This window comes from Burkholderia sp. Ax-1720 (assembly GCF_011753035.1).
Taxonomy (GTDB): Bacteria; Pseudomonadota; Gammaproteobacteria; order Burkholderiales; family Burkholderiaceae; genus Burkholderia; species Burkholderia gladioli.
In genome coordinates this window covers 1-20,344 of record NZ_VWWK01000134.1, presented here as the reverse complement: position 1 = coordinate 20,344, position 20,344 = coordinate 1, and the positions used below count along the sequence as shown (strand labels likewise).

Sequence of the window (20,344 nt, the reverse complement as noted above, 5' to 3'; positions counted from 1 at the left end):
GGATCGCCGCCGGCCGGCGCGAACAGCGCGCCGAGCGCCTGTCGCGGCGGGATCGGCACGCTGCCGAGCGTCAGCGCGGCCACCAGCACCAGGGCGGCGGCCAACGCGAGCGCGGCCCAGATCGCCCAGGCGCGGCCGCGCGTCATGCTCGTCGTGCTCGTTGTGCGCGCGAACGTGTTCAAGCGGGGTTCCTCGCGAAGCTCATGCCTGCGCCGCCGTGCGCGACGTCATGGCTGACGCCAGCCGATCGTGACGTAGGCGCCGCGCCGCGGCGTGTTGTACCCGTAGGCAAGCTGGTAGTCCTTGTCGAGCAGGTTGTCGAGATGCGCACTCACGTACCACGCCTTGGTGATGTCGTAGCGCGCCGTCAGGTTCACCACGCCGTAGCCGCCGAGCGTCTGCGCGCTGTCGCTGCGCGCGCCGCTCAGCAGCCACTCGGCACCGACGCGCCAGCCGCCGAACGGATGGCTGGCCGAGAACGACGCGAAGCGCCGCGCGTGCCGCAGCAGGTCCTGGTCGCCGCTCTGGTCGACCGGGTTCTGGAAGGTCGCCGAGGCGCGCAGGTCGGTCTTGCCCAGATGCCCCTGCCACGAGCCCTCGATGCCCTGCACCTTGGCGCGCCCGACGTTCTGCGCCGTATAGACCAGGCCCGACGCATCGGGCTCGTACTGGATCAGGTTCGCGTAGCGCGTCTGGAACAGGCTCAGCCGCATCACGCCCAGCGCGTCCGAGGCGTATTGCAGCGCGGCCTCGATCGAATGGCTGCGCTCGGGCACCAGCGCGGGATTGCCGGCATCGGGGTAGTACAGGTCGTTGAAGGTCGGCGCGCGAAACGCATCCGAATAGCTCGCCGTGACCTTCCAGTGCTCGCCCAGGTCGTATCCGTAGCCGAGATAGTAGCTGTTCGCGCCGCCGAAATCCGAATACTGGTCGCGCCGCAGGTTGGCCTGCACCTGGCTGTTGCCGAAGCGGCCCGTGTAGCCGAGCCAGCCGGAATTCACGTGCCGCTGCGGCGCCGAGTAGACATCGGAATCGAAGGCCTGGTCGAGCCGCTCGTAGCCGGCCTGGATGGTCTGGCCGCGCGCCACCGTGAAATCGTTCTGCCAGCTGTACTGGCGGTTGTCGGTGTTGAAGTGGTCGGTGTAGGCGCCGTTCAGCCAGCTCTGGCTGCGGTCGTTGCCGCTCGACACGCGCAGATGGGTGGTCCACCAGTCGGTCAGCTTGCCCTCGGCATGCGCCGAGATCTGCTGCACGCGGCTGTAGAGCGTGTTGAGATCGGTCGTGGCCTGCCCGAAGGGGTTGTCGTAGCTGTTCTCGCCGTTCGACTGGAAGTAGTCGAGGCCCGCGCTCCAGCCGTTCGCGAAACGATGCTTGAGCGAGGCCGAGAGACTCTCGTTCAGGTTGCCGTTCGCGTTCGGATTGGCGCCCGGCTGCTGCACCGGGTCGATCGCCGAGAAGCCGTCGGTCTTGTCGCGCGACAGCGACAGCGAGAAGGTGGTGCTGCCAGCGGCATCGAGCCGGCCCGAGACGCCGGCCTGCTGCGACTGCGTGTGATAGCTGCCGTAGCCGGCCGAGAAATAGAAGCGCGGCGGATGATTGCCGCCGTCGCGCGTGAACACCTGCACCACGCCGCCGATCGCGCCCGAGCCGTACAGCGAGGAGACGTTGCCGTTGACGATCTCGACGTGGTCGATCTGCTCGAGCGTGAGCTGGCTCAGTTGCGCGGCGCCCAGGCTGGCCGAATCGACGCGCACGCCGTCGATCAGCAGCAGCGACTGGTTCGACTGCGCGCCGCGCAGGAACAGCGAGGTGTTCGAGCCGGGCCCGCCGTTGCGCACGATCTGCGCGCCAGGTGCGAACGCGAGCAGGCCGGGAAGATCGGACGCGCTGCTGTGTTCGATGTCCTCGCGCGTGAACAGGGTGGTTTGCGGCAGCGCGTCGGCGAGCTTCTGTGCGCTGCGGCTCGCGCTCACCACTACCGAGTCGAGCGCGACCGGCGCGGCAGGATCGGCGGACGATGCGGCGGCAGATGAAGCCGTGGCGGTGGACGCAACGGCGGCGCGGTCGCTGCCTCGCGGGACGGACGGCGCGGCGGAGCCCGTGGCGGCGCTGGCATCGCTGGCGGCGGCCATATCAGAGGCGCGGGACGCGCCGGGCGCAACCTGGGCGAGCGACAGGCAAGGCAGCCCGCAGGCCGCGAGCAGGGCGGCGCGGACAAACGCGGTGGACATCGGGAACATCCTGTGGATTCGCGCGGCCCTGCCTCCCCGCAGCGCCGCCTCCGGAAGCACGCAGGCGGCGCGCTTCCCCGCTTCGGCCGGTATCCGGGCTGGCGACCAGCCCACCCCGCCTTCCCGCGCGAACCAGGCGCGCAGTGGCCACGGCGGCCCTCGCTCGCGCGGGGGCCGCCATCGAGGGGCGGCTTGCGCCAGGATCGCCAGCGCGATCGACGCGGTCGCTTACCGTTGCGGGGGCAGCGCAGGTTGGCATGCCGCGCGGGCATCGCTCCCTGCTTCCCGTTTAACCGCGCGCGCCCTCGTCGAGGCCGTGCGCGAGCACCGAAGCGGCGCCAGTGTAGGAGCGCCCCCGGGCAGCGTCAAGAAACGCGCGTCGGACGCACGCAACGCCGACAAAACGGCATTTCCCGTGTCACTTCGCGGCAAGAAGGGGGGTGGTTACGTCTGGATACGTTACAAAAGTCGGTACAAGGCGCTTTCCGCGCTAAAATGCCCGGTCTTTAGAGGACGCAGCAGATGCTCAACGAACTCGAAACCCTATCCCAGAACATTGGCCGCCTGATTGCGCTGAACCAACGCCATCACACGGAACGGCTCGCGCTCGAGGAGCAAGTCGCGCAATTGCGCGCGCAAGCCGAAGCCGTGCGCGTCGAGCTCGATCAGTTGCGCGACGAACGCAACGGCCTGGTCGCCGAGCGCGATGCGCTGTCGGCGAAGATCGACGATGCGCAGATCAAGCTCAACGCGATCCTCGAGAAGCTGCCGCGCACGCGCCAGGCCGCCGACGGCGACAGCCAGCTCGACCTGCTCGGCGGCGGCGAGGCGGCCGGCAACGGCGGCGACGACGCGGCCAGCCACGGAGAACATGCATGAGCAGCAAGCAGATCGAAGTCTCGATTCTCGGCCAGGCCTATCGCCTCGCGTGCTCGCCGGAAACCGAAGCGGCCCTGCTCGAGGCGGTCGCGCGCGTCGACGCCGAGATGTCGAAGATCCGCGCCAACAGCTCGGTGCGCGGCACCGATCGGATCGCGGTGATGGCCGCGCTGTCGCTCGCCTCGGAGTTGCTTCGCCTGCAACAGAGCGTTCGTCACGGCGAGGCATTTCCCGCGGAAGAAATCCGGCGTACAATGCGCCACATGAATGAACAGCTCGGCGCGGTACTGGCCCAGCACGAGTCGCGGTAAGCAGCGCGGCTCGGCGGACAAGCCAGCGGCTGCACCGAAGTAAGCGGTTCATGCGAATTCGTTTCACAAGATCGGATTCACTAGGTTCTCTCAGCTTCCCTGCCTGGTTCGCCAAGGTCATATATTCCTTGAACCAATGCCATGTGCACGGTTGCGGAAATTTGTAGCACGGGCGCGCGCGTCACTCTGTCTGATGTACCCGAAGTGCTGCTAACTGCGACCAATTCTGAACCTCAGGTTCAGGATGCCGGCCTAGCGGCCAAGGCGGGGACCTATTCGACGGCATCGGACCAGTTCCGATGCCGTTTTCATTTGTGCTTCGAGTTGTGCTTCAAACGGCTCGCGTGCCCCGGATCGGCGATCGCGAGGCACGCCGAGCGATCGTATTCCCGTCTCACCCGGCAAGCGTCGTCGCGACGGCCGCTGCTCCCGCCGCGCGCGTTCCCTGCCCCTTCTTTCAGCGGACCGCCCTCATGCAATTCTGGCTGATGAAATCCGAACCGGACGAGGCGAGCATCGACGATCTCGCCGCCGCGCCGAAACACACCCTGCCCTGGACGGGCGTGCGCAATTATCAGGCTCGCAATTTCATGCGCGACACCATGCGCATCGGCGACGGCGTGCTGTTCTATCACTCGAGCTGCCCCGAGCCCGGCATCGCGGGCCTGGCCGAAGTCTCGTCGACGCCCTATCCCGATCCGACCCAGTTCGATCCGGCCAGCCCCTATCACGATCCGAAGTCGAAGCGGGAAGAGCCGCGCTGGAGCCTGGTGGATGTGCGCTTCGTGAAGAAGAGCGCGCTGGTGCCGCTGGCCGCGCTGCGCGAGCACGACGAGCTCGCCGAGATGCGCGTGCTCGCCAGGGGCAACCGGCTCTCGATCACGCCGGTCACGCGCGCCGAATGGAAGTTCATCACCGAGAAGCTGATGAAGTGAGGCAGGTGCCGGCCGGCTCGCCGCGAGATCTGTCAGCAAAGGTAAATCGCGCGCGTGGTGCCGGAACTCGGCACGCCTTTCATCGGCCTAACGCTCGCGCGATCGGCGGAACCCCGGTTCCATCGATCGCCTCGACAAGACGCGCGGCACGATGCGGCACGGGCCGCTGGCCGCGCACAGAACAGGAGCTCATACGATGAAAAAATCCGCTGCCGTACTCGCCCTCGCCCTGGCCGCCGTGATCCCCGCGGTGCAGGCACAAGTCGCGCCCCAGCCTTCGGGCGTGCTGTCGCTGTCGGCACAGGCCAGCACCGACGTGCCGCAGGACGTGGTCGACATCACGCTGTTCTACGAGCAGGAAGCGAAGGATCCGGGCAGCCTGACGACCGAGCTCAATCGCCGCGCCGACGCCGCGCTGGCCCGCGCGCGCGGCGTGTCGGGCGTGACCGCGCGCACCGGCGGCTTCTCGGTCTACCCGAGCAACGACCGCGACGGCAAGATCGCCGCCTGGCGCGGCCGCACCGAGATCGTGCTGGAGTCGCGCGATTTCACCGCGGCCTCGAAGCTCGCGGGCGATCTCGCCAGCACCCTGCAGGTCGGCAACGTCGAGTTCTCGCTGTCGCCGGAAGCGCAGCGCGCGGCCGAGCAGAAGCTGACCTCGGAAGCGATCCAGTCGTTCCGCAACCGCGCCGCCGAGGCGGCCAAGGCCTTCGGCTACAGCGGCTACGCGATCCGCGAAGTCAATGTCGGCGGCGGCCGCAGCGTGCAGCCCTACCCGCGCATGATGGCGATGGACGCCGCGCCGATGATGGCGAAGGCCGCCGCCGCGCCGATCGCCGTCGAGGGCGGCAAGTCGACCGTCACCGTCAACGTGAACGGCTCGGTGCAGATGAAGTAAGTCGCGTCGATGCGCGTGCCGCTCGCGAGCGGCGTGGCGGCATGAGATGACAAAAGGCCCGACCGGCTTGCACCGGTCGGGCCTTTTTCACATCGTCGTGTCACATCGTTCGACGAGGACCGCGCGAGCTCATGCCGGCCTCGCGACACGCCCCTTGCGATAGGCCCACAGCATCATCAGCACGCCGGCGATGATCATCGGCAGCGACAGCCACTGGCCCATCGACAGGCCCAGCGCGAGCAGGCCGAGGAAATCGTCGGGCTCGCGGGCGAATTCCACCGTGAAGCGCGCCAGGCCATAGCCGATCAGGAACAGCGCCGACACCGCGCCGGTCGGGCGCGCCTTGCGCGAGAAGAAGAACAGCAGCAGGAACAGCGTGATGCCCTCCAGCGCGATCTCGTAGAGCTGCGAGGGATGGCGCGGCAGCATCTGGTACTGCATGAACACCTCGTTCAGGTTCCACTTCGCGGCGAGGTCGGGATGATGCGCGAGCCAGATCGCGTCGTCGCGCGAGGCGCCGGGGAACAGCATCGCCCAGGGCGCGTCGGGGCTCGTCACGCGGCCCCACAGCTCGCCGTTGATGAAGTTGCCGAAGCGGCCCGCGGCCAGGCCGGTGGGCACCATCGGCGCGATGAAGTCGGTCACCTGCAGCCAGGTGCGCTTGCGCTGCCAGGCGAACAGCACCATCGCGGCCAGCACGCCGAGGAAGCCGCCGTGGAACGACATCCCGCCTTCCCAGACGCGGAAGATGTCGAGCGGATGCGCGAAGTAGTAGCCGGCCTTGTAGAACAGCACGTAGCCGAGCCGCCCGCCCAGCACCACGCCGAGCACGCCGTAGAACATCATGTCGTCGATGTCCTTGGCGGTCCAGCCTTGCGCGGCGACATGCGGCAGCTTGAGCCGCACGCGGCCGACGACGATCGCCGCGATGAAGCCGACGAGATACATGAGCCCGTACCAGCGCACGGCCAACGGTCCGAGATGAATCGCGACGGGATCGAAATTGGGGTGAATGATCATGAGTCGGTGTGGATGGTTGCTGAATCGACGCGGCGTTCGTGCGCCGCGCCTGCTGTTTGACGGTGCGATCCCGCCCGCGTTCGCGCCTCGTGCATCAGGCCGGCGCGGCGCGGCGCACGATCTCGATGAAGCCCGCCAGCACCGGGCTGACGTCCCGGGTGCGCCAGACCAGGCCGGTCTCGACGATCGGCGTGCCGCCCGCCAGCGCACGGTAGACGACACCGGTGCGGCGCAGGTTACGCAGCGATTGCGGCACCAGTGCGACGCCCATGCCGGCCGACACGAGGCTGACGATGGTCTGCATCTGGATCGCCTCCTGGCCGATGCGCGGCGTCAGGCCCCGCGCCCCATAGCAGCCCGTAATGATGTCATAAAAGCCGGGCGCCAGACGACGCGGGAAGATCACCAGCGGCAGATCGGCCAGTTGCTCGAGCCCGATCGGGCCGTCCTCGCCCGGCACCGCGGCCTCCTCGGGCATCGCCACCACCAGCGGCTCGCGCGCCACGCCGAGATAGGACAGGCCGGCCGCGTGGCGCGGCGGCAGCGGCTCGATCACCAGCCCGGCGTCGATCCGGCCTTCGGCCAGCATCTCGACCTGCAGGTCGCTGGTGGCCTCGGTCAGTTGCAGGCGCACGCGCGGGTAGCGCGCCCCGAACTCGCGCAGCAGCGCCGGCAGCAGGCCGTAATCGGCGGTCGAGACGAAGGCCAGCGCGAGCGTGCCGGCCTCGCCGCGCGCCAGGCTGGTGGCCAGCGGCGGCAGCGCGTCGGCGGCCGCCAGCAGGCGCCGCACCTCGGGCAGCAAGGCCGCGCCGACCGCCGACAACTCCACCGAGCGCTGGGTGCGCACGAACAGCAGCACGCCGAGCGCGGCCTCCAGCGCGCGGATCGCCTGCGACAGCGGCGGCTGCGTGATCGACAGGCGCGTCGCCGCGCGGCCGAAATGACGCTCCTCGGCCACCGCCACGAAGTAGCGCCATTGCCGCAGATCGGGGGTCGGTTCGGCCATGATTGATATCCTCAGCGACTCAATTGGCCACGAATAATATATTGGACAGGTGTCGAGGGACAGCCCATGCTTGCCTGACCACGGCCGCCCTGGCGCGCGCCGGATGTCCACAACCCGGATGGAGTCCCCCATGTCCTACAACCGTCGCTCGAAAAACATCACGCAGGGCGTGGCTCGCTCGCCGAACCGTTCGATGTACTACGCACTCGGCTACCAGCAGGCGGACTTCGACAAGCCGATGATCGGCATCGCCAACGGCCACTCCACCATCACGCCCTGCAATGCCGGCCTACAGCGCCTGTCGGACGCGGCGGTCGACGCCGTCAAGGCGGCCGGCGCCAACCCGCAGATCTTCGGCACGCCCACCATCTCGGACGGCATGTCGATGGGCACCGAGGGCATGAAGTACTCGCTGGTCTCGCGCGAGGTGATCGCCGACTGCATCGAGACCTGCGTGCAGGGGCAGTGGATGGACGGCGTGGTGGTGGTGGGCGGCTGCGACAAGAACATGCCGGGCGGCATGATCGCGCTGGCGCGGCTGAACGTGCCGGGCATCTACGTGTATGGCGGCACGATCCGCCCCGGCAACTGGAAGGGGCAGGACCTGACCATCGTCTCGGCCTTCGAGGCGGTCGGCGAGTTCACGGCCGGGCGCATGTCGCAGGAGGACTTCGACGGTATCGAGCGCAATGCCTGTCCCTCGACGGGCTCCTGCGGCGGCATGTACACGGCCAACACCATGAGCTCGTCCTTCGAGGCGCTCGGCATGGCGCTGCCCTATTCCTCGACGATGGCCAATCCCGACCAGGAGAAGGTCGATTCCGCGGCCGAGTCGGCGCGCGTGCTGGTGGAGGCCGTCAAGCGGGACCTGAAACCGCGCGACATCATCACCCGCGAATCGATCGAGAACGCCGTGTCGGTGATCATGGCCACCGGCGGCTCGACCAATGCCGTGCTGCACTTCCTGGCCATCGCGCACGCCGCCGAGATCGACTGGAGCATCGACGACTTCGAGCGGATCCGCCGGCGCGTGCCGGTGATCTGCGACCTGAAGCCCTCGGGCCGCTACGTGGCCACCGACCTGCATCGCGCGGGCGGCATCCCGCAGGTGATGAAGATCCTGCTCGACGCGGGCCTGCTGCATGGCGAGTGCCTCACCATCACCGGCCAGACGGTGGCCGAGACGCTGCGCGAGGTGCCCTCGGTGCCGCGCGCCGACCAGCAGGTGATCTTCCCGATCGACCAGGCGCTCTATCGCGAAGGCCACCTGGCGATCCTCAAGGGCAATCTCGCCGAGGACGGCGCGGTGGCCAAGATCAGCGGGCTGAAGAATCCGGTGATCACGGGGCCCGCGCGCGTGTTCGACGACGAGCAGAGCGCGCTGCAGGCGATCCTCGACGACCGCATCCGCGCCGGCGACGTGGTGGTGCTGCGCTATCTCGGCCCGCAAGGCGGCCCCGGCATGCCGGAGATGCTCGCGCCCACCTCGGCGATCATCGGCAAGGGGCTCGGCGAATCGGTGGGCTTGATCACCGACGGGCGCTTCTCGGGCGGCACCTGGGGCATGGTGGTCGGCCACGTCGCGCCGGAAGCCTTCGCCGGCGGCACCATCGCCCTGGTCCAGGAAGGCGATTCGATCACCATCGACGCGCATCGCCTGCTGCTGCAGCTCAACGTCGACGATGCCGAGCTGGCGCGCCGCCGCGCCGCCTGGCAGCGGCCGGCGCCGCGTTACACGCGCGGCGTGCTGGCCAAGTACGCGGCGCTGGCGCTGCCGGCGAATCGCGGCGCCGTGACGGGCTGAAGCACTCGCCGCGGGCAGCAAGGAAGACGGAAGGAACGGCCTGGCCCATTCGCACGAGGGGCATGAGGGGCATGAGGGGCGCGACGAGCTCGCGCCCTCTTTGCTTCTATAATGCGCGGACAGCCAGGCCGGCCCTCGCGCCGGCGGAGACCCCGTATGAGAATCACGCTACTGCGAGCCACGCTTGCCCTGCTGCTGGCCGCGAACCTGCCGGCCCAGGCGCAGCAGCCGGCCAGCGGCCCGCTGCTCGCGCAACGCAGGAACTGCATGGCCTGCCATGCGGTCGCCGCGCCCCTGATGGGGCCGTCCTTCCACGCCATCGCCGATCGCTACATGAATCGCCCCGATGCGGCCGACTATCTGGTGCAGACCATCGTCAAGGGCAGCGTCGGCGTGTGGGGGCCGGTGCCGATGCCGGCCAACACCCAGGTGACCGGCGACGAGGCGCGCACCCTCGCGCAGTGGATCCTGACCTTGAAATGAACGCAGGCCGCGGCGAAGCGGCGGCCTGAAACAAGAAAACGCGCGAGCGCACCTTCAGGTGCGCCCGCGCGTTTTTCATTCGGGACCGCAGCGGTCCCGCGAGCCGGGCCGCCGGATCCCGCCACCCTGGCCGACTGCCCTGAACGCCTCAGTGCTCCTGCCGGGATGGCGGCGCGTCGCGCCGAGCGAGCGCCTCGTTGACGGCTTCGGCCACCCAGCGCTCGAATTCGGGCGCCAGCGCCGTCACCACCTGCTGCGACACCTCGCCGACCAGCCAGGCGGCATGCTGCTGGACCGCCTCGCGGCAACGCGCGTCGATCAGGGCACGGCCCTCGCCGGACAGGTAGTCGGCGACACGGCCTTGCAGCCGCTCGGCGATATGCCGGGAATCGATCCGCGCCGCGGGCGGCGGTACGGGTTCGGCTTGGGGAGCGCCGATCAGCTCGGCGGGCGGCAGCGCCTCGATATCGGCGAAACGGGCCGGCACCGGCGTCTCGGCGGCGACGGGCGACAACTGCGCGAAGGCGGCAGGCGCCAGCGTCTCGACGCGATGCAGCGCGGATTCGGTGCGCGCGGCGAGATCGTCGGGAGGGACCGGCGCCCGATGCAGTGCCTCGCCGTGCGGCGTCGCCGAGGCGGCGGCAGGTTCCTGCGAGGCGCCGTCGAGCGCATAGGCCAGCGGTGCGTTGTCGGGCGCATCGTGCTCGTCGTCGCGCGGATCGGGGCGGCCCTCCGCTCCGGCGGGAACGGCCTCGACAGGCAGCGGCTGCGGCGCCGCGGCGAATTCCTGGGGGACCGCCGGCTCGGCGTCCACGAACACGGCTTCGGCCTGAGTGGATGCGAGCGGCGCTGCCTGCGGCTCGACGAGCGGAGCGGGGCTTGCTGAGAATTCCTGAGGAATGCTCGACTCGGGCGCAACGAATGCCGCTTCGGCCGGGTCGGGCTCGCTGAAGGTGGATGCCTCATGCGACGCGGGCCACGGCTGAGGCTCGGCCGCGAATTCCGGCGGCGTCGATACCGGCTCCGGCGCGACGAACGCGGCTTCCGACTGCGTCGGCTCGCTGGCGGCCCGCGCTTCGTGCGCCTCGGGCAAGGGCTGCGAATCGCCCGCGAATTCCGCCGGCGTCGATGTCGGCTCCGGCGCGACGAACGCGGCTTCCGCCTGCGTCGGTTCGCTGGCAGCCGACGCTTCGTGCGCCTCGGACAAGGGCTGCGGCTCGCCCGCGAATTCCGGCGGCACCGTCACCGGCTCCGCCGCGACGAACAAAGGCTCCGCCGGCGCCTCGGCGCCCTGCGCCGTCGCCGGCGAGGAAACCAGTCCTCGTGGTGCAAGCGCGGCCGGCTCGCCCGCCGCCAGGTGCGAAGCCGGCAGCGCATCGGCCCCGGCTCCGGCCGGCGCGCCATACGCGGTGGACAAGCCCGCGCCCCCGCCGAGCGTCGGCAGGCCCGAAGCCGCCAGCTCGGGCGGCACCTCCGGCGGCAACTCGGGCAGGTCGGTGGCATGCGGCGGCGCCGCATCGGCGGCCTGCCAGGGACGACGTGCGAGCACGGACTTGCCGGGCACCAGCACGTCGGTCAGCACGGGAATGTCGAACTCGTTGTGGGCGTCGGGCATGTTGGCTCCAGGCGCGACTAGCCGCCTTGCTTGTAGTTGTTCAGCGCGTAGCCGCGGTCGCGGTAGAAGCGGTAGCGATCGCGGCCGGCCGCCAGTTCCTCGGGCGCGTTGCCGACCACCTCGAGCAGCCGGGCGAAGCGCGCGAACTGCGCGGGCACCTCGGCGCCGAGATTGAGCAGCACGCCGTCGTGCGGGGCGCGCGACAGATCGGTGGTCAGCACGATCGGCGTCTGCGCGGCCTGCGGGCTGTCGACCGAGCAATGGGGAATGAAATCGAGCGGCGAGAAGGTCCACAGCCGCTCGTCGAGCGTGCGCAGCCGCGCCGGCTCGGCGCAGACCACCACGGCCTGGCCGGCCAGGTAGGCCTTGCGCAGCAGCCGGCACGCATACGCGAGCGAGTCGCCGACGTTCGAATGGAAATCGATTCGTGTCATCGGGCGTCCCGCCGCGTCATGCCTGCCTCTCCCGGCCTTGCGCTCACGCGCCGGCGCGGTCGATCAGGAACTGCGAGAGCAGCGGCACCGGACGGCCGGTGGCGCCCTTGGCGGCACCGCTCTTCCAGGCCGTGCCGGCGATGTCCAGGTGCGCCCACGGATAGCTTTCCGCGAAACGCGCCAGGAAGCAGGCCGCCGTGATGCTGCCGCCCGGACGGCCGCCGATGTTGGCCAGGTCCGCGAAGTTCGACTTCAGCAGGTCCTGGTACTCGTCGTCGAGCGGCAGGCGCCAGGCCGGATCGCCCGCTTCGCGGGAAGCATCGAGCAGCTCGCCGGCCAGCGCGTCGTCCTTCGAGAACAGGCCGCTGTTGTGGTGGCCCAGCGCGATCACGCAGGCGCCCGTCAGGGTCGCCACGTCGATCACCGCGGCCGGCTTGAAGCGCTCGGCGTAGGTCAGCGCGTCGCAGAGGATCAGGCGGCCTTCGGCGTCGGTGTTCAGCACCTCGATCGTCAGGCCCTTCATGCTGGTGACGATGTCGCCCGGCTTGGTGGCCTGGCCCGAGGGCATGTTCTCGCAGGTCGGCACGATCGCCACCACGTTGAGCTTCAACTCCATCTCGGCGAGCGCGCGCATGGTGCCCAGCACCGAGCCGGCGCCGCACATGTCGTACTTCATCTCGTCCATGCCCTCGCCCGGCTTCAGCGAGATGCCGCCGGTGTCGAAGGTGATGCCCTTGCCGACCAGCACGATCGGCGCGACCTTGGCGGCGGCGCCCTGGTAGTGCAGCACGATGAACTGCGGCGGCTCGACCGAGCCGCGCGTGACCGACAGGAAGGAGCCCATCTTGAGCGCCTGGATCTGCTTGAGGCCGAGCACCTCGGCCTTCAGGCCCCAGTCCTTGGCCAGCTGCCTGGCGGTATTGGCGAGATAGGTGGGGGTGCAGACGTTGCCGGGCAGGTTGCCCAGGTCGCGCGTGAGATCCATGCCGTTGGCGATCGCCACGGCCTGCTTGGCGGCCTGCTTGGCGGCCTTCTCGTCGGCCGGATCGACGCTGAACACCACGCGCTTGAGCGTGGCGGGAGCCGGTTCGGCCTTGCTCTTCATCTGCGTGAAGCGGTAGGTCTCGCCGCGCAGCGCGAGGATCGCGGCGCGCACGCTCCACTCGGCGCCGCGCTCGGCCACCGGCAGTTGCGCCAGCGTGAAGGTGACCTGGCCGACCTTGGTGGCCAGCAGCGCGCGCCAGGCGGCACGCGCGGCTTCCTGGTAGGCCTTCTGGCCGAAGCCGTCCTGCTTGCCGAGGCCGACCAGCAGCACGCGGGAGGCGCCGATGCCCTCGACCTCGTGCAGGAACAGCGTCTTGCCGAGCTTGCCGTCCATGTCGCCGGCCTTGACCAGGCGCGACACCAGGCCCTTGACGGCTTCATCGATGTCGAGCGCGGCGCCGGACAGCGTCTGCGACTCGAACACGCCGACCACCACGCAGTCGGACTTGCCGGTCAGGAAGCCCTTGGACGCACCTTTGCTCCAATCAAAGCCTTTTATGCTAAAGTCCATCGCGCTTGTCCTCGGATAAAATCTGGGCTATGTGGGTGAAAGCCGCAATTATCCGCTATTTTTCCTGTGGCGGCGCGCTGTATCCCTCCCCGCCCTCTTCGCCTCAAACATGATCTTCGAACGCTCCCTCCAGCGCGAGCTTGCGTACACCGCCGGCGCTGTCTTCATGGTGCTGCTCACGATCATGCTGACGTCGATGATGATCCGCATCGTCGGCTACGCAGCGTCCGGTCAGGTCAGCCCGAAGGACGTGCTCGTGCTGATCGGCCTCACCGTGATCGGCTATCTCGCGATGATCCTGGTCGGCACCCTCTTCGTGTCGATCCTGTTCGTGCTCACGCGCTGGTACAAGGACTCCGAAATGGTGGTCTGGCTCGCCTCCGGCGTGAGCCTGACGCGCCTGATCAAGCCGATCGGCGTGTTCGCCACGCCCATCATCCTGCTGATCGCCTTCTTCGCCTTCGTCGGCTGGCCCTGGTCGAACCAGCAGAGCAAGCTGATCAAGGCGCGCTTCCAGCAGCGCGACGAGGTCTCGCTGCTCGCGCCGGGCCAGTTCCGCGAGTCGCCGTCCACCAACCGCGTGTTCTTCATCGAGAAGATGTCGGCCGACCAGGCCGCCGTGCAGAACGTGTTCGTCACCACCACCGAGCAGGGCAAGGTCAACGTGGTGGTGTCGCAGACCGGCCATACCGAGACCGCCCAGAACGGCGACCGCTTCATCGTGCTGGAGAACGGCCGCCGCTACGACGGCGTGCCCGGCCAGCCGAACTTCAAGATCATGCAGTTCGAGCGCTACGGCGTGAAGATCCAGAGCAAGCAGGTGGTCACCCAGCCGACCACCACCAGCACCCCGACGCTGGACCTGCTGCGCGATCCGACCGACGAGAACCTCGCCGAATTCGCCTGGCGCGTCGGACTGCCGCTGATCGCGATCAATCTGATGATTCTCGCGATCCCGCTGGCCTACCAGAACCCGCGGCGCGGCCGCACCGTGAACCTCGTGATGGCCGTGCTGATCTATCTGACGTATTCGAACCTGCTCAACGTGATGCAGTCGCAGATCGAGCGCGGCAAGATCCCGTTCGGCGTGGGCCTGGTGGTGCTGCACCTGGTGGTGGCCGGCATCGTCGCCTTCCTGTTCTGGATGCGCGTGCGCAACCGGCCGCTGATCTCGCGCGCCACGTTCCGCCGGGGAGCCTGACCGATGCGGCTCTACGAAAAGTATTTCGCGCGCCAGATCTACCTGACCTTCGTGTTCGTGCTGTTCGCGTTCTCGGGGCTGTTCTTCTTCTTCGACCTGATCAGCGAGCTGAACTCGGTCGGCCACGGCAGCTACAACTTCGGCTACGCGGTGCTGCGCGTGGGCCTGCAGACGCCCTCGCGCTTCTACGAGATCATCCCGGTCGCCACCCTGATCAGCGCCATCTACGTGTTCGCGCAGATGGCCGCCAACTCGGAATTCACCATCTTCCGCGTCTCGGGCCTGGCCACCAACCGGGCGCTGCGCTCGCTGCTGAAGATCGGCGTGCCGCTGGTGATCGTCACCTACCTGATCGGCGAGTTCATCGGCCCCTACACCGACCAGCTCTCCGAGCGCGTGCGGCTCGAGGCGCTCGGCTCCTCGGTGTCGTCGAACTTCCAGTCGGGCGTGTGGGTCAAGGACACGCTGACGGCGCGCGACAACGGCGAGCCCGTCACGCGCTTCGTCAACGTCGGCACGCTCTCGCCCGATTCGACCATCAGCAACGTGCGGATCTACGAGTTCGACTCGAAGTTCCAGCTGCAGAACGTGCGCATCGCCAAGTCGGGCCGCTACGCGCCGCCGGGCCACTGGCTGCTGACCGACGTGACCGACACCCAGCTCTCGCCGATCGTGCCGGCGCCGAACACGCCCAAGGATGCGCTGAACCCGGTCTATCGCTCCGAGCAGGTGAGCATGCCGCAGTATTCGCTGCGCTCGGACCTCACGCCGCAGATCCTCTCGGTGCTGCTGGTGTCGCCGGAACGCATGTCGATCTTCAACCTGTTCCGCTACATCCAGCATCTGCGCGAGAACCAGCAGGACACGCAGCGCTACGACATCGCGCTGTGGCGCAAGCTGCTCTACCCGTTCGCGGTGTTCGTGATGCTGGTGCTGTCGCTGCCGTTCGCGTACCTGCACACGCGCGCCGGCGTGGTCGGCGTGAAGGTGTTCGGCGGCATCATGCTCGGCATGAGCTTCCAGCTCTTCAACACGCTGTTCTCGCATATCGGCACGCTCAATACCTGGCCCGCGCCGCTGACCGCGGCGCTACCCGGCCTGATCTATCTCGCGCTCGGCCTGTTCGGGCTCAAGTGGGTCGACCGGCACTGAGCCACTGATCACCACGGAGGGAAGATGAGCAGACACGGGATCATCCTGTTCGGACACGGTTCGCGCGACCCGCGCTGGATGGAGCCGTTCGAGCGGCTGGCCGAGCGCGTGCGCGCCAGCCACACCAGCGGCCCCGTCGCGCTGGCCTTTCTCGAACTGATGCCGCCCGAGCTCGAGGACGCGGTGGCCGCCCATGTCACGGCCGGCTGCGCGACCGTCACCATCGTGCCGGTGTTCGTCGGCCAGGGCGGCCATGTGCGGCGCGACCTGCCCGAGATCGTCGAGGCCTGCCGCGCGGCGCATCCCGGCGTGGATATCCGCTGCGCCACGGCGATCGGCGAGGACGATTCGGTGCTCGACGCGATCGCGACATACTGCCTGCAGCAAGCGGGCGACTGAACCTCGACCGGGATGCGCTCCCGCTCGCTGGAATACGAAACGCCGCGAAACGCCGGCCTCGCGCCGGCGTTGTTCATGGTGCGGGGAATTTGCCGCTGAAATGCGAAACGCCGGCCCGAGGGCCGGCGTTGCTTCGTATCGACTGATGGGTTGTCCTGGCGAGCGCTTCGCCGCCGACCAGCAGCTCAGGCCGCGTTGCGGACCTCGCCCTTGCCGGCCGGCTGCCCGGCAGCTTCCTCGCTACCCGGCTCCACCGCTCCCGCGCGTTCCGCGAAGGCCGCGCCGATCATCAACAGGCTCGGCTGCGAAGGATCGAGCCAGGCCTGCGCCTCGCCCGCCGCCATGCGCGCCAGCGTCAGCGCCAGGCTGCGCTCGCGCGGCGTGCTGCAGGCCTCGACGATCGCCACCGGCGTGTCGCCCGCTCGCCCTGCGTCGATCAATTGCTGCGCAATGCCGGGCGCGCTGTCGCGGCCCATATAGAAGACCAGCGAATCGGCCTGCACCTGCTCGCGAATCTCATCGCTGCCGGGCGCCCGGCTCTGGGTGGCGAAGGCCACGCTGCGCGACACGCCGCGCAGCGTCAGCGAGCGCTTGAGCGCGGCGGCACTCGCCAGCGCCGCGGTGATGCCCGGCACCACCTCGTAGTCGATGCCGGCCGCCTCGAGCGCGCGCATCTCCTCGTCGGCTCGGCCGAACAGCATCGGATCGCCGCCCTTCAGGCGCACCACCACCGCGTGCTCGCGCGCCGCGTCGATGATCTGCTTGTTGATGAACTGCTGCGCCGTGGAGCGCTGGCCGCAGCGCTTGCCGACCGCGATGCGGCGCGCGTTCGGCGCGTAATCGAGCATCGCCGGCTCGATCAGCGCGTCGTGCAGCACCACTTCGGCCTGGCCCAGCAGGCGCGCGCCGCGCACCGTGATCAGGTCGGCCGCGCCGGGTCCGGCGCCAATCAGATACACCTTGCCCATAAGCCTTTCATTGGTAAAACGCCGTCGGCCGCGACACATGCGGCCGACGGCGCCGGACTCACGCCGAGTAGGCGCGAATCATCCCGGCGGCGACCGTGTGATGGGTCGCCTCGTCGATCAGCACGAATGCGCCCGTGCCCGGATGCGCATCGTAGGTGTCGCAGACGATCGGCTTCTGCAGCGTCAGCGCCACCCGGCCGATGTCGTTCATCTTCAGGTCCTGGCGGTCGCTGGCGTGCGACAGCGTATGCACGTCCAGCACCTGCTTGACCGCGCCGATCTTGGTGAACACCGTGTTGGTGGTCTGCTTGAGCAGATACTTGCGTTGCGGGGACAGCGGGGTTTCGTCGAACCAGCAGAGATCGGCTTCCAGCTTTTTGGCCGGCTCGATGCGCTGCGCGTTCGGCACGAACACGTCGCCGCGCGAGACGTCGACGTCCTCGGCGAGGCGGATCGTGACGGTCTGCCCCGCGAAGGCGGATTCTACCGCAGCCGTGCCGCCCGGCACCGGCGCGACGATCTCGGCCACGGTCGCCGTGCGGCCCGAGGGCAGCACCGCGATCTCGTCGCCCACCTTCACCTCGCCCGCCTCGACGCGGCCCATGTAGCCGCGGAAATCGTCGGCCGAGCTGCCGTCCTGGCGCGCCACCCACTGCACCGGGAAGCGCAGCGCCTCGCCGCCGTCGATCGCCACCGGCAGCGTCTCCAGCACGTCGAGCAGCGGCTCGCCGGCGTACCAGGGCATGCTGTCCGACAGCGTGACGATGTTGTCACCCTTCAGGGCCGACACCGGCACGAAGCGCACGCCCTCCAGGCCGAGCTGCTGCGCGAGCACGACGTAGGCATCGCGGATCAGGTTGAAGGTCGCTTCCGAATACTCGACCAGGTCCATCTTGTTGATCGCGACGATCACGTGCTGCAGGCCGAGCAGCTTGACGATCGCGCTGTGGCGCTTGGTCTGCGGCAGCAATTGCGTGACGCCGCCCTCGACCGTGACGCGCGTGGCGTCCACCAGGATGATGGCCGCGTGCGCGGTGGAGGCGCCGGTCACCATGTTGCGCGTGTACTGCTCGTGGCCCGGCGTGTCGGCGATGATGAACTTGCGCTTGGCGGTGGCGAAGTAGCGGTAGGCCACGTCGATCGTGATGCCCTGCTCGCGCTCGGCTTCCAGGCCGTCGGTCAGCAGCGCGAGGTCGAGCTCGTCGCCGACGGTGCGCTTGTTCTTGGCGCGCGACAGCGCGGACAACTGGTCCGACAGCACGGCCTTGCTGTCGTACAGCAGGCGGCCGATCAGCGTGCTCTTGCCGTCGTCGACGCTGCCCGCCGTGATGAAGCGCAACACGCCGAGGTCTTCGTGGTTCTCGATGATGCTCATGATGTCTGTGTCCTCGCGTGCTTCAGAAATAACCTTGCTTCTTGCGCTGTTCCATCGCGGCCTCGGAGGTCTGGTCGTCCATCCGCGTGGCGCCGCGCTCGGTGATCTCGGTCACCGCGGTCTCGGCGATGATCTTCTCGACGTCGTCGGCATCGCTCTCCACCGGGCAGGTGCAGGAGATGTCGCCGACCGTGCGGAAGCGCACCTGGGCGGTTTCGCTCACCTCGCCCTCGCGCATCGGCGTGAGCGGCGTGACCGGCACCAGCAGGCCGTTACGGCGCACGATCTCGCGCTGGTGCGCGTAGTAGATCGAGGGCAGTTCGAGCTGCTCGCGCGCGATGTATTGCCAGACGTCGAGCTCGGTCCAGTTCGAGATCGGGAACACGCGCAGGTGCTCGCCCTTGTGCAGGCGCGCATTGTAGAGGCTCCAGAGTTCCGGGCGCTGGGCCTTCGGATCCCATTGGCCGAACTCGTCGCGGAACGAGAAGATGCGCTCCTTGGCGCGGGCCTTTTCCTCGTCGCGGCGCGCGCCGCCGATCATCGCGGTGTAACCGTGTTGCTCGATGGTTTCCAGCAGGGTGACGGCCTGCGCGGCATTGCGCGAATCGGTTTCGCGGCGCAGCACCACGGTGCCGCGCTTGATCGAATCCTCGACGTGGCCGACCACCAGCTCGGCGCCGATTTCCTTGGCGCGGCGATCGCGGAAGTCGATCACCTCGTCGTAGTTGTGGCCGGTGTCGATATGCACCAGCGGGAACGGCAGCGAGGTCTGGCGATCCGGGCCCAGGCCGAAGGCCTTCAGCGCGAGATGCAGCACGACGACCGAATCCTTGCCGCCCGAGAACAGCAGGGCCGGCTTGCTGCATTCGGCCACCAGTTCGCGCAGGATGTGGATCGACTCGGCCTCGAGCCAGTCGAGGTGGCCCATCCGGCTGGCGGTGCCGGCCGGCGATGCGAAGGCGGATTGTTCGAGCGTCGTGCTCATGATGTCAGTCCTTACTGGGTTGCTGGCCGCCCGTCGTGGCGGGCGGCGCGATTGCTTTCGTTGCTTGGGTCGGGCTGCGGCGCCTCAGGCGCTCACCGGCCGCTGCGGCAGCTCCGACACCGGCGCGACCGTGATGTGCAGGCCGCATTCCTTGGTGTCGCGCGACTCCCACCACCAGCGTCCGGCGCGGCTGTCCTCGCCGGGGCGGATCGCCCGCGTGCAGGGCTCGCAGCCGATGCTCGGGTAGCCGCGCGCGTGCAGCGGATTGACCGGCACCTCGAAGGCCTTCAGGTAGGCCCAGACCTCGGCCTCGGTCCAGTCCGCCAGCGGGTTGTACTTGGCGATGCCGCGTGCCTCGTCCTGCTCCTGCTCGTGCAGCTCGGCGCGCGTCACCGACTGCTCGCGGCGCTGGCCGGTCACCCAGGCATCCACCTCCGACAGCGCGCGGTTGAGCGGCTCGACCTTGCGGATATGGCAGCAGGACTTGCGCAGCTCGACGCTTTCGTAGAAGGCGTTCAGGCCGTGCTCGGCGACGTACTGGTCGATCGCGTCCTGCTGCGGATGGAACTGCTCGATCTCGTAGCCGTAGCGCTCGCGCACGCGGTCGATCATGCCGAGCGTCTCGGCATGCAGGCGACCCGTGTTCAGCGAGAAGATGCCGATCGCGTGGCCCTTGGAGAGGATCGCGTGGGTCACCAGCATGTCCTCGGCCGCGAGGCTGCTGGCGAACTTCACGCGCGCATGGCTCGCCGCGATCGAGGCGAGCAGCGCGTCGAGCCGCTCGACCTTGGCGCTCAGCTCGGGCGTGAGGAGCTCGCTCATGCGTTCACCTGTGCCGAGGCGGCGCGGCGGCGGAACAGCGGTACAGCGTCGTCCACCGCGCCCTGGTAGCGTTCCGAGAACTCCGTGAAGGCGTTCAGCGCATCATGCGGGTCGCGATCGGCGCGCACCGCGAAGGCGTCGAAACCGCAGCGCGACATGTAGTTCAGCTGGTCGCGCAGCACGTCGCCGATCGCGCGCAGCTCGCCGGTCCAGCCGTGGCGATTGCGCAGCAGGTGCGCCGTGCTGTAGCCGCGGCCGTCGCCGAAGCGCG

20 protein-coding genes, 1 other RNA gene and 1 riboswitch are annotated in these 20,344 nt (G+C 68.7%); of the genes, 10 read left to right on the top strand and 11 right to left on the bottom strand.

What is annotated here, in order from left to right:
• Positions 1-227: 227 nt before the first annotated feature.
• The gene (locus F3J18_RS27295) at positions 228-2,231 is read right to left on the bottom strand and encodes a TonB-dependent receptor (protein WP_166915244.1); all 2,004 of its coding nucleotides are present in this window, start codon (positions 2,229-2,231) and stop codon (positions 228-230) included.
• A gap of 87 nt (positions 2,232-2,318) precedes the next feature.
• Positions 2,319-2,524, bottom strand: a riboswitch (cobalamin riboswitch).
• Positions 2,525-2,753: 229 nt separating this feature from the next.
• On the opposite strand from F3J18_RS27295, the gene F3J18_RS27290 reads away from it, so the two are divergent.
• The 5 genes from F3J18_RS27290 to F3J18_RS27270 all read left to right on the top strand — a co-directional run bounded on the left by F3J18_RS27290 (position 2,754) and on the right by F3J18_RS27270 (position 5,254).
• Positions 2,754-3,110 (top strand): hypothetical protein, encoded by a 357-nt coding sequence (locus tag F3J18_RS27290; RefSeq protein ID WP_013699079.1) that lies wholly within the window; start codon positions 2,754-2,756, stop codon positions 3,108-3,110.
• Entirely contained in the window at positions 3,107-3,421 is a 315-nt protein-coding gene (locus tag F3J18_RS27285) for a cell division protein ZapA (RefSeq protein WP_013699080.1), read from the top strand. The genes F3J18_RS27290 and F3J18_RS27285 overlap by 4 nt, the downstream gene beginning before the upstream one ends.
• A gap of 93 nt (positions 3,422-3,514) precedes the next feature.
• A non-coding RNA gene (gene ssrS / locus F3J18_RS27280) (6S RNA) lies at positions 3,515-3,696 on the top strand.
• Positions 3,697-3,894: 198 nt separating this feature from the next.
• Positions 3,895-4,356 (top strand): EVE domain-containing protein, encoded by a 462-nt coding sequence (locus tag F3J18_RS27275; RefSeq protein WP_025101362.1) that lies wholly within the window; start codon positions 3,895-3,897, stop codon positions 4,354-4,356.
• Positions 4,357-4,552: 196 nt separating this feature from the next.
• Positions 4,553-5,254, top strand: coding sequence for an SIMPL domain-containing protein (locus F3J18_RS27270; protein ID WP_013699082.1), 702 nt, complete (start codon positions 4,553-4,555; stop codon positions 5,252-5,254).
• 129 nt (positions 5,255-5,383) lie between these two features.
• Here the strand turns inward: F3J18_RS27270 and lgt are convergent, their stop codons facing one another.
• Both lgt and F3J18_RS27260 read right to left on the bottom strand, forming a co-directional pair.
• Positions 5,384-6,274 carry a prolipoprotein diacylglyceryl transferase gene (lgt, locus tag F3J18_RS27265; protein WP_025101361.1) on the bottom strand — a complete coding sequence of 297 codons (891 nt, stop codon included), beginning with the start codon at positions 6,272-6,274 and terminating at the stop codon, positions 5,384-5,386.
• Positions 6,275-6,368: 94 nt separating this feature from the next.
• Positions 6,369-7,280, bottom strand: a complete 912-nt coding sequence (locus tag F3J18_RS27260; protein WP_013699084.1) for a LysR family transcriptional regulator — start codon at positions 7,278-7,280, stop codon at positions 6,369-6,371.
• Positions 7,281-7,410: 130 nt separating this feature from the next.
• Between F3J18_RS27260 and ilvD the strand changes: the two genes are divergently transcribed.
• Complete coding sequence (gene ilvD, locus F3J18_RS27255; RefSeq protein ID WP_166915242.1) at positions 7,411-9,084, top strand: dihydroxy-acid dehydratase; 1,674 nt, start codon at positions 7,411-7,413, stop codon at positions 9,082-9,084.
• Positions 9,085-9,240: 156 nt separating this feature from the next.
• The gene (locus F3J18_RS27250; RefSeq protein ID WP_013699086.1) at positions 9,241-9,567 is read left to right on the top strand and encodes a c-type cytochrome; all 327 of its coding nucleotides are present in this window, start codon (positions 9,241-9,243) and stop codon (positions 9,565-9,567) included.
• 148 nt (positions 9,568-9,715) lie between these two features.
• Here F3J18_RS27250 and F3J18_RS27245 read toward each other — a convergent pair whose 3' ends face one another.
• Genes F3J18_RS27245 through F3J18_RS27235 form a run of 3 tightly spaced genes read right to left on the bottom strand, consistent with a single transcriptional unit; the run spans position 9,716 to position 13,171 of the window.
• Positions 9,716-11,182, bottom strand: coding sequence for a DUF2486 family protein (locus F3J18_RS27245; RefSeq protein WP_166915240.1), 1,467 nt, complete (start codon positions 11,180-11,182; stop codon positions 9,716-9,718).
• Between the two features lie 17 nt (positions 11,183-11,199).
• Positions 11,200-11,616, bottom strand: a complete 417-nt coding sequence (locus F3J18_RS27240; RefSeq protein WP_025101358.1) for a DNA polymerase III subunit chi — start codon at positions 11,614-11,616, stop codon at positions 11,200-11,202.
• A 43-nt stretch (positions 11,617-11,659) separates the two neighbouring features.
• The gene (locus tag F3J18_RS27235) at positions 11,660-13,171 is read right to left on the bottom strand and encodes a leucyl aminopeptidase (protein WP_166915238.1); all 1,512 of its coding nucleotides are present in this window, start codon (positions 13,169-13,171) and stop codon (positions 11,660-11,662) included.
• A gap of 109 nt (positions 13,172-13,280) precedes the next feature.
• Between F3J18_RS27235 and lptF the strand changes: the two genes are divergently transcribed.
• From lptF to F3J18_RS27220, 3 genes are read left to right on the top strand one after another with little or no spacing between them, the layout of a single operon-like run.
• Positions 13,281-14,372: an LPS export ABC transporter permease LptF gene (gene lptF / locus F3J18_RS27230; protein WP_013699090.1), complete on the top strand. Its 1,092-nt coding sequence runs from the start codon at positions 13,281-13,283 to the stop codon at positions 14,370-14,372.
• A 3-nt stretch (positions 14,373-14,375) separates the two neighbouring features.
• Positions 14,376-15,524: an LPS export ABC transporter permease LptG gene (gene lptG / locus F3J18_RS27225; protein ID WP_013699091.1), complete on the top strand. Its 1,149-nt coding sequence runs from the start codon at positions 14,376-14,378 to the stop codon at positions 15,522-15,524.
• 24 nt (positions 15,525-15,548) lie between these two features.
• The gene (locus tag F3J18_RS27220; RefSeq protein ID WP_013699092.1) at positions 15,549-15,923 is read left to right on the top strand and encodes a CbiX/SirB N-terminal domain-containing protein; all 375 of its coding nucleotides are present in this window, start codon (positions 15,549-15,551) and stop codon (positions 15,921-15,923) included.
• A gap of 185 nt (positions 15,924-16,108) precedes the next feature.
• On the opposite strand, the gene cobA is transcribed toward F3J18_RS27220, so the two are convergent.
• The 5 genes from cobA to F3J18_RS27195 all read right to left on the bottom strand — a co-directional run.
• Positions 16,109-16,891, bottom strand: coding sequence for a uroporphyrinogen-III C-methyltransferase (gene cobA / locus F3J18_RS27215; RefSeq protein ID WP_166915236.1), 783 nt, complete (start codon positions 16,889-16,891; stop codon positions 16,109-16,111).
• Positions 16,892-16,949: 58 nt separating this feature from the next.
• On the bottom strand, positions 16,950-18,266 hold the full coding sequence (locus F3J18_RS27210) for a GTP-binding protein (protein ID WP_025101356.1): 1,317 nt from the start codon (positions 18,264-18,266) through the stop codon (positions 16,950-16,952).
• 22 nt (positions 18,267-18,288) lie between these two features.
• Positions 18,289-19,251 carry a sulfate adenylyltransferase subunit CysD gene (gene cysD, locus F3J18_RS27205; RefSeq protein ID WP_025101355.1) on the bottom strand — a complete coding sequence of 321 codons (963 nt, stop codon included), beginning with the start codon at positions 19,249-19,251 and terminating at the stop codon, positions 18,289-18,291.
• An 84-nt stretch (positions 19,252-19,335) separates the two neighbouring features.
• Entirely contained in the window at positions 19,336-20,073 is a 738-nt protein-coding gene (locus tag F3J18_RS27200) for a phosphoadenylyl-sulfate reductase (protein ID WP_166915234.1), read from the bottom strand.
• Positions 20,070-20,344 (bottom strand): DUF934 domain-containing protein (locus tag F3J18_RS27195; RefSeq protein WP_166915232.1); only part of this gene is annotated, 275 nt, incomplete at its 5' end. The genes F3J18_RS27195 and F3J18_RS27200, both read right to left, overlap by 4 nt.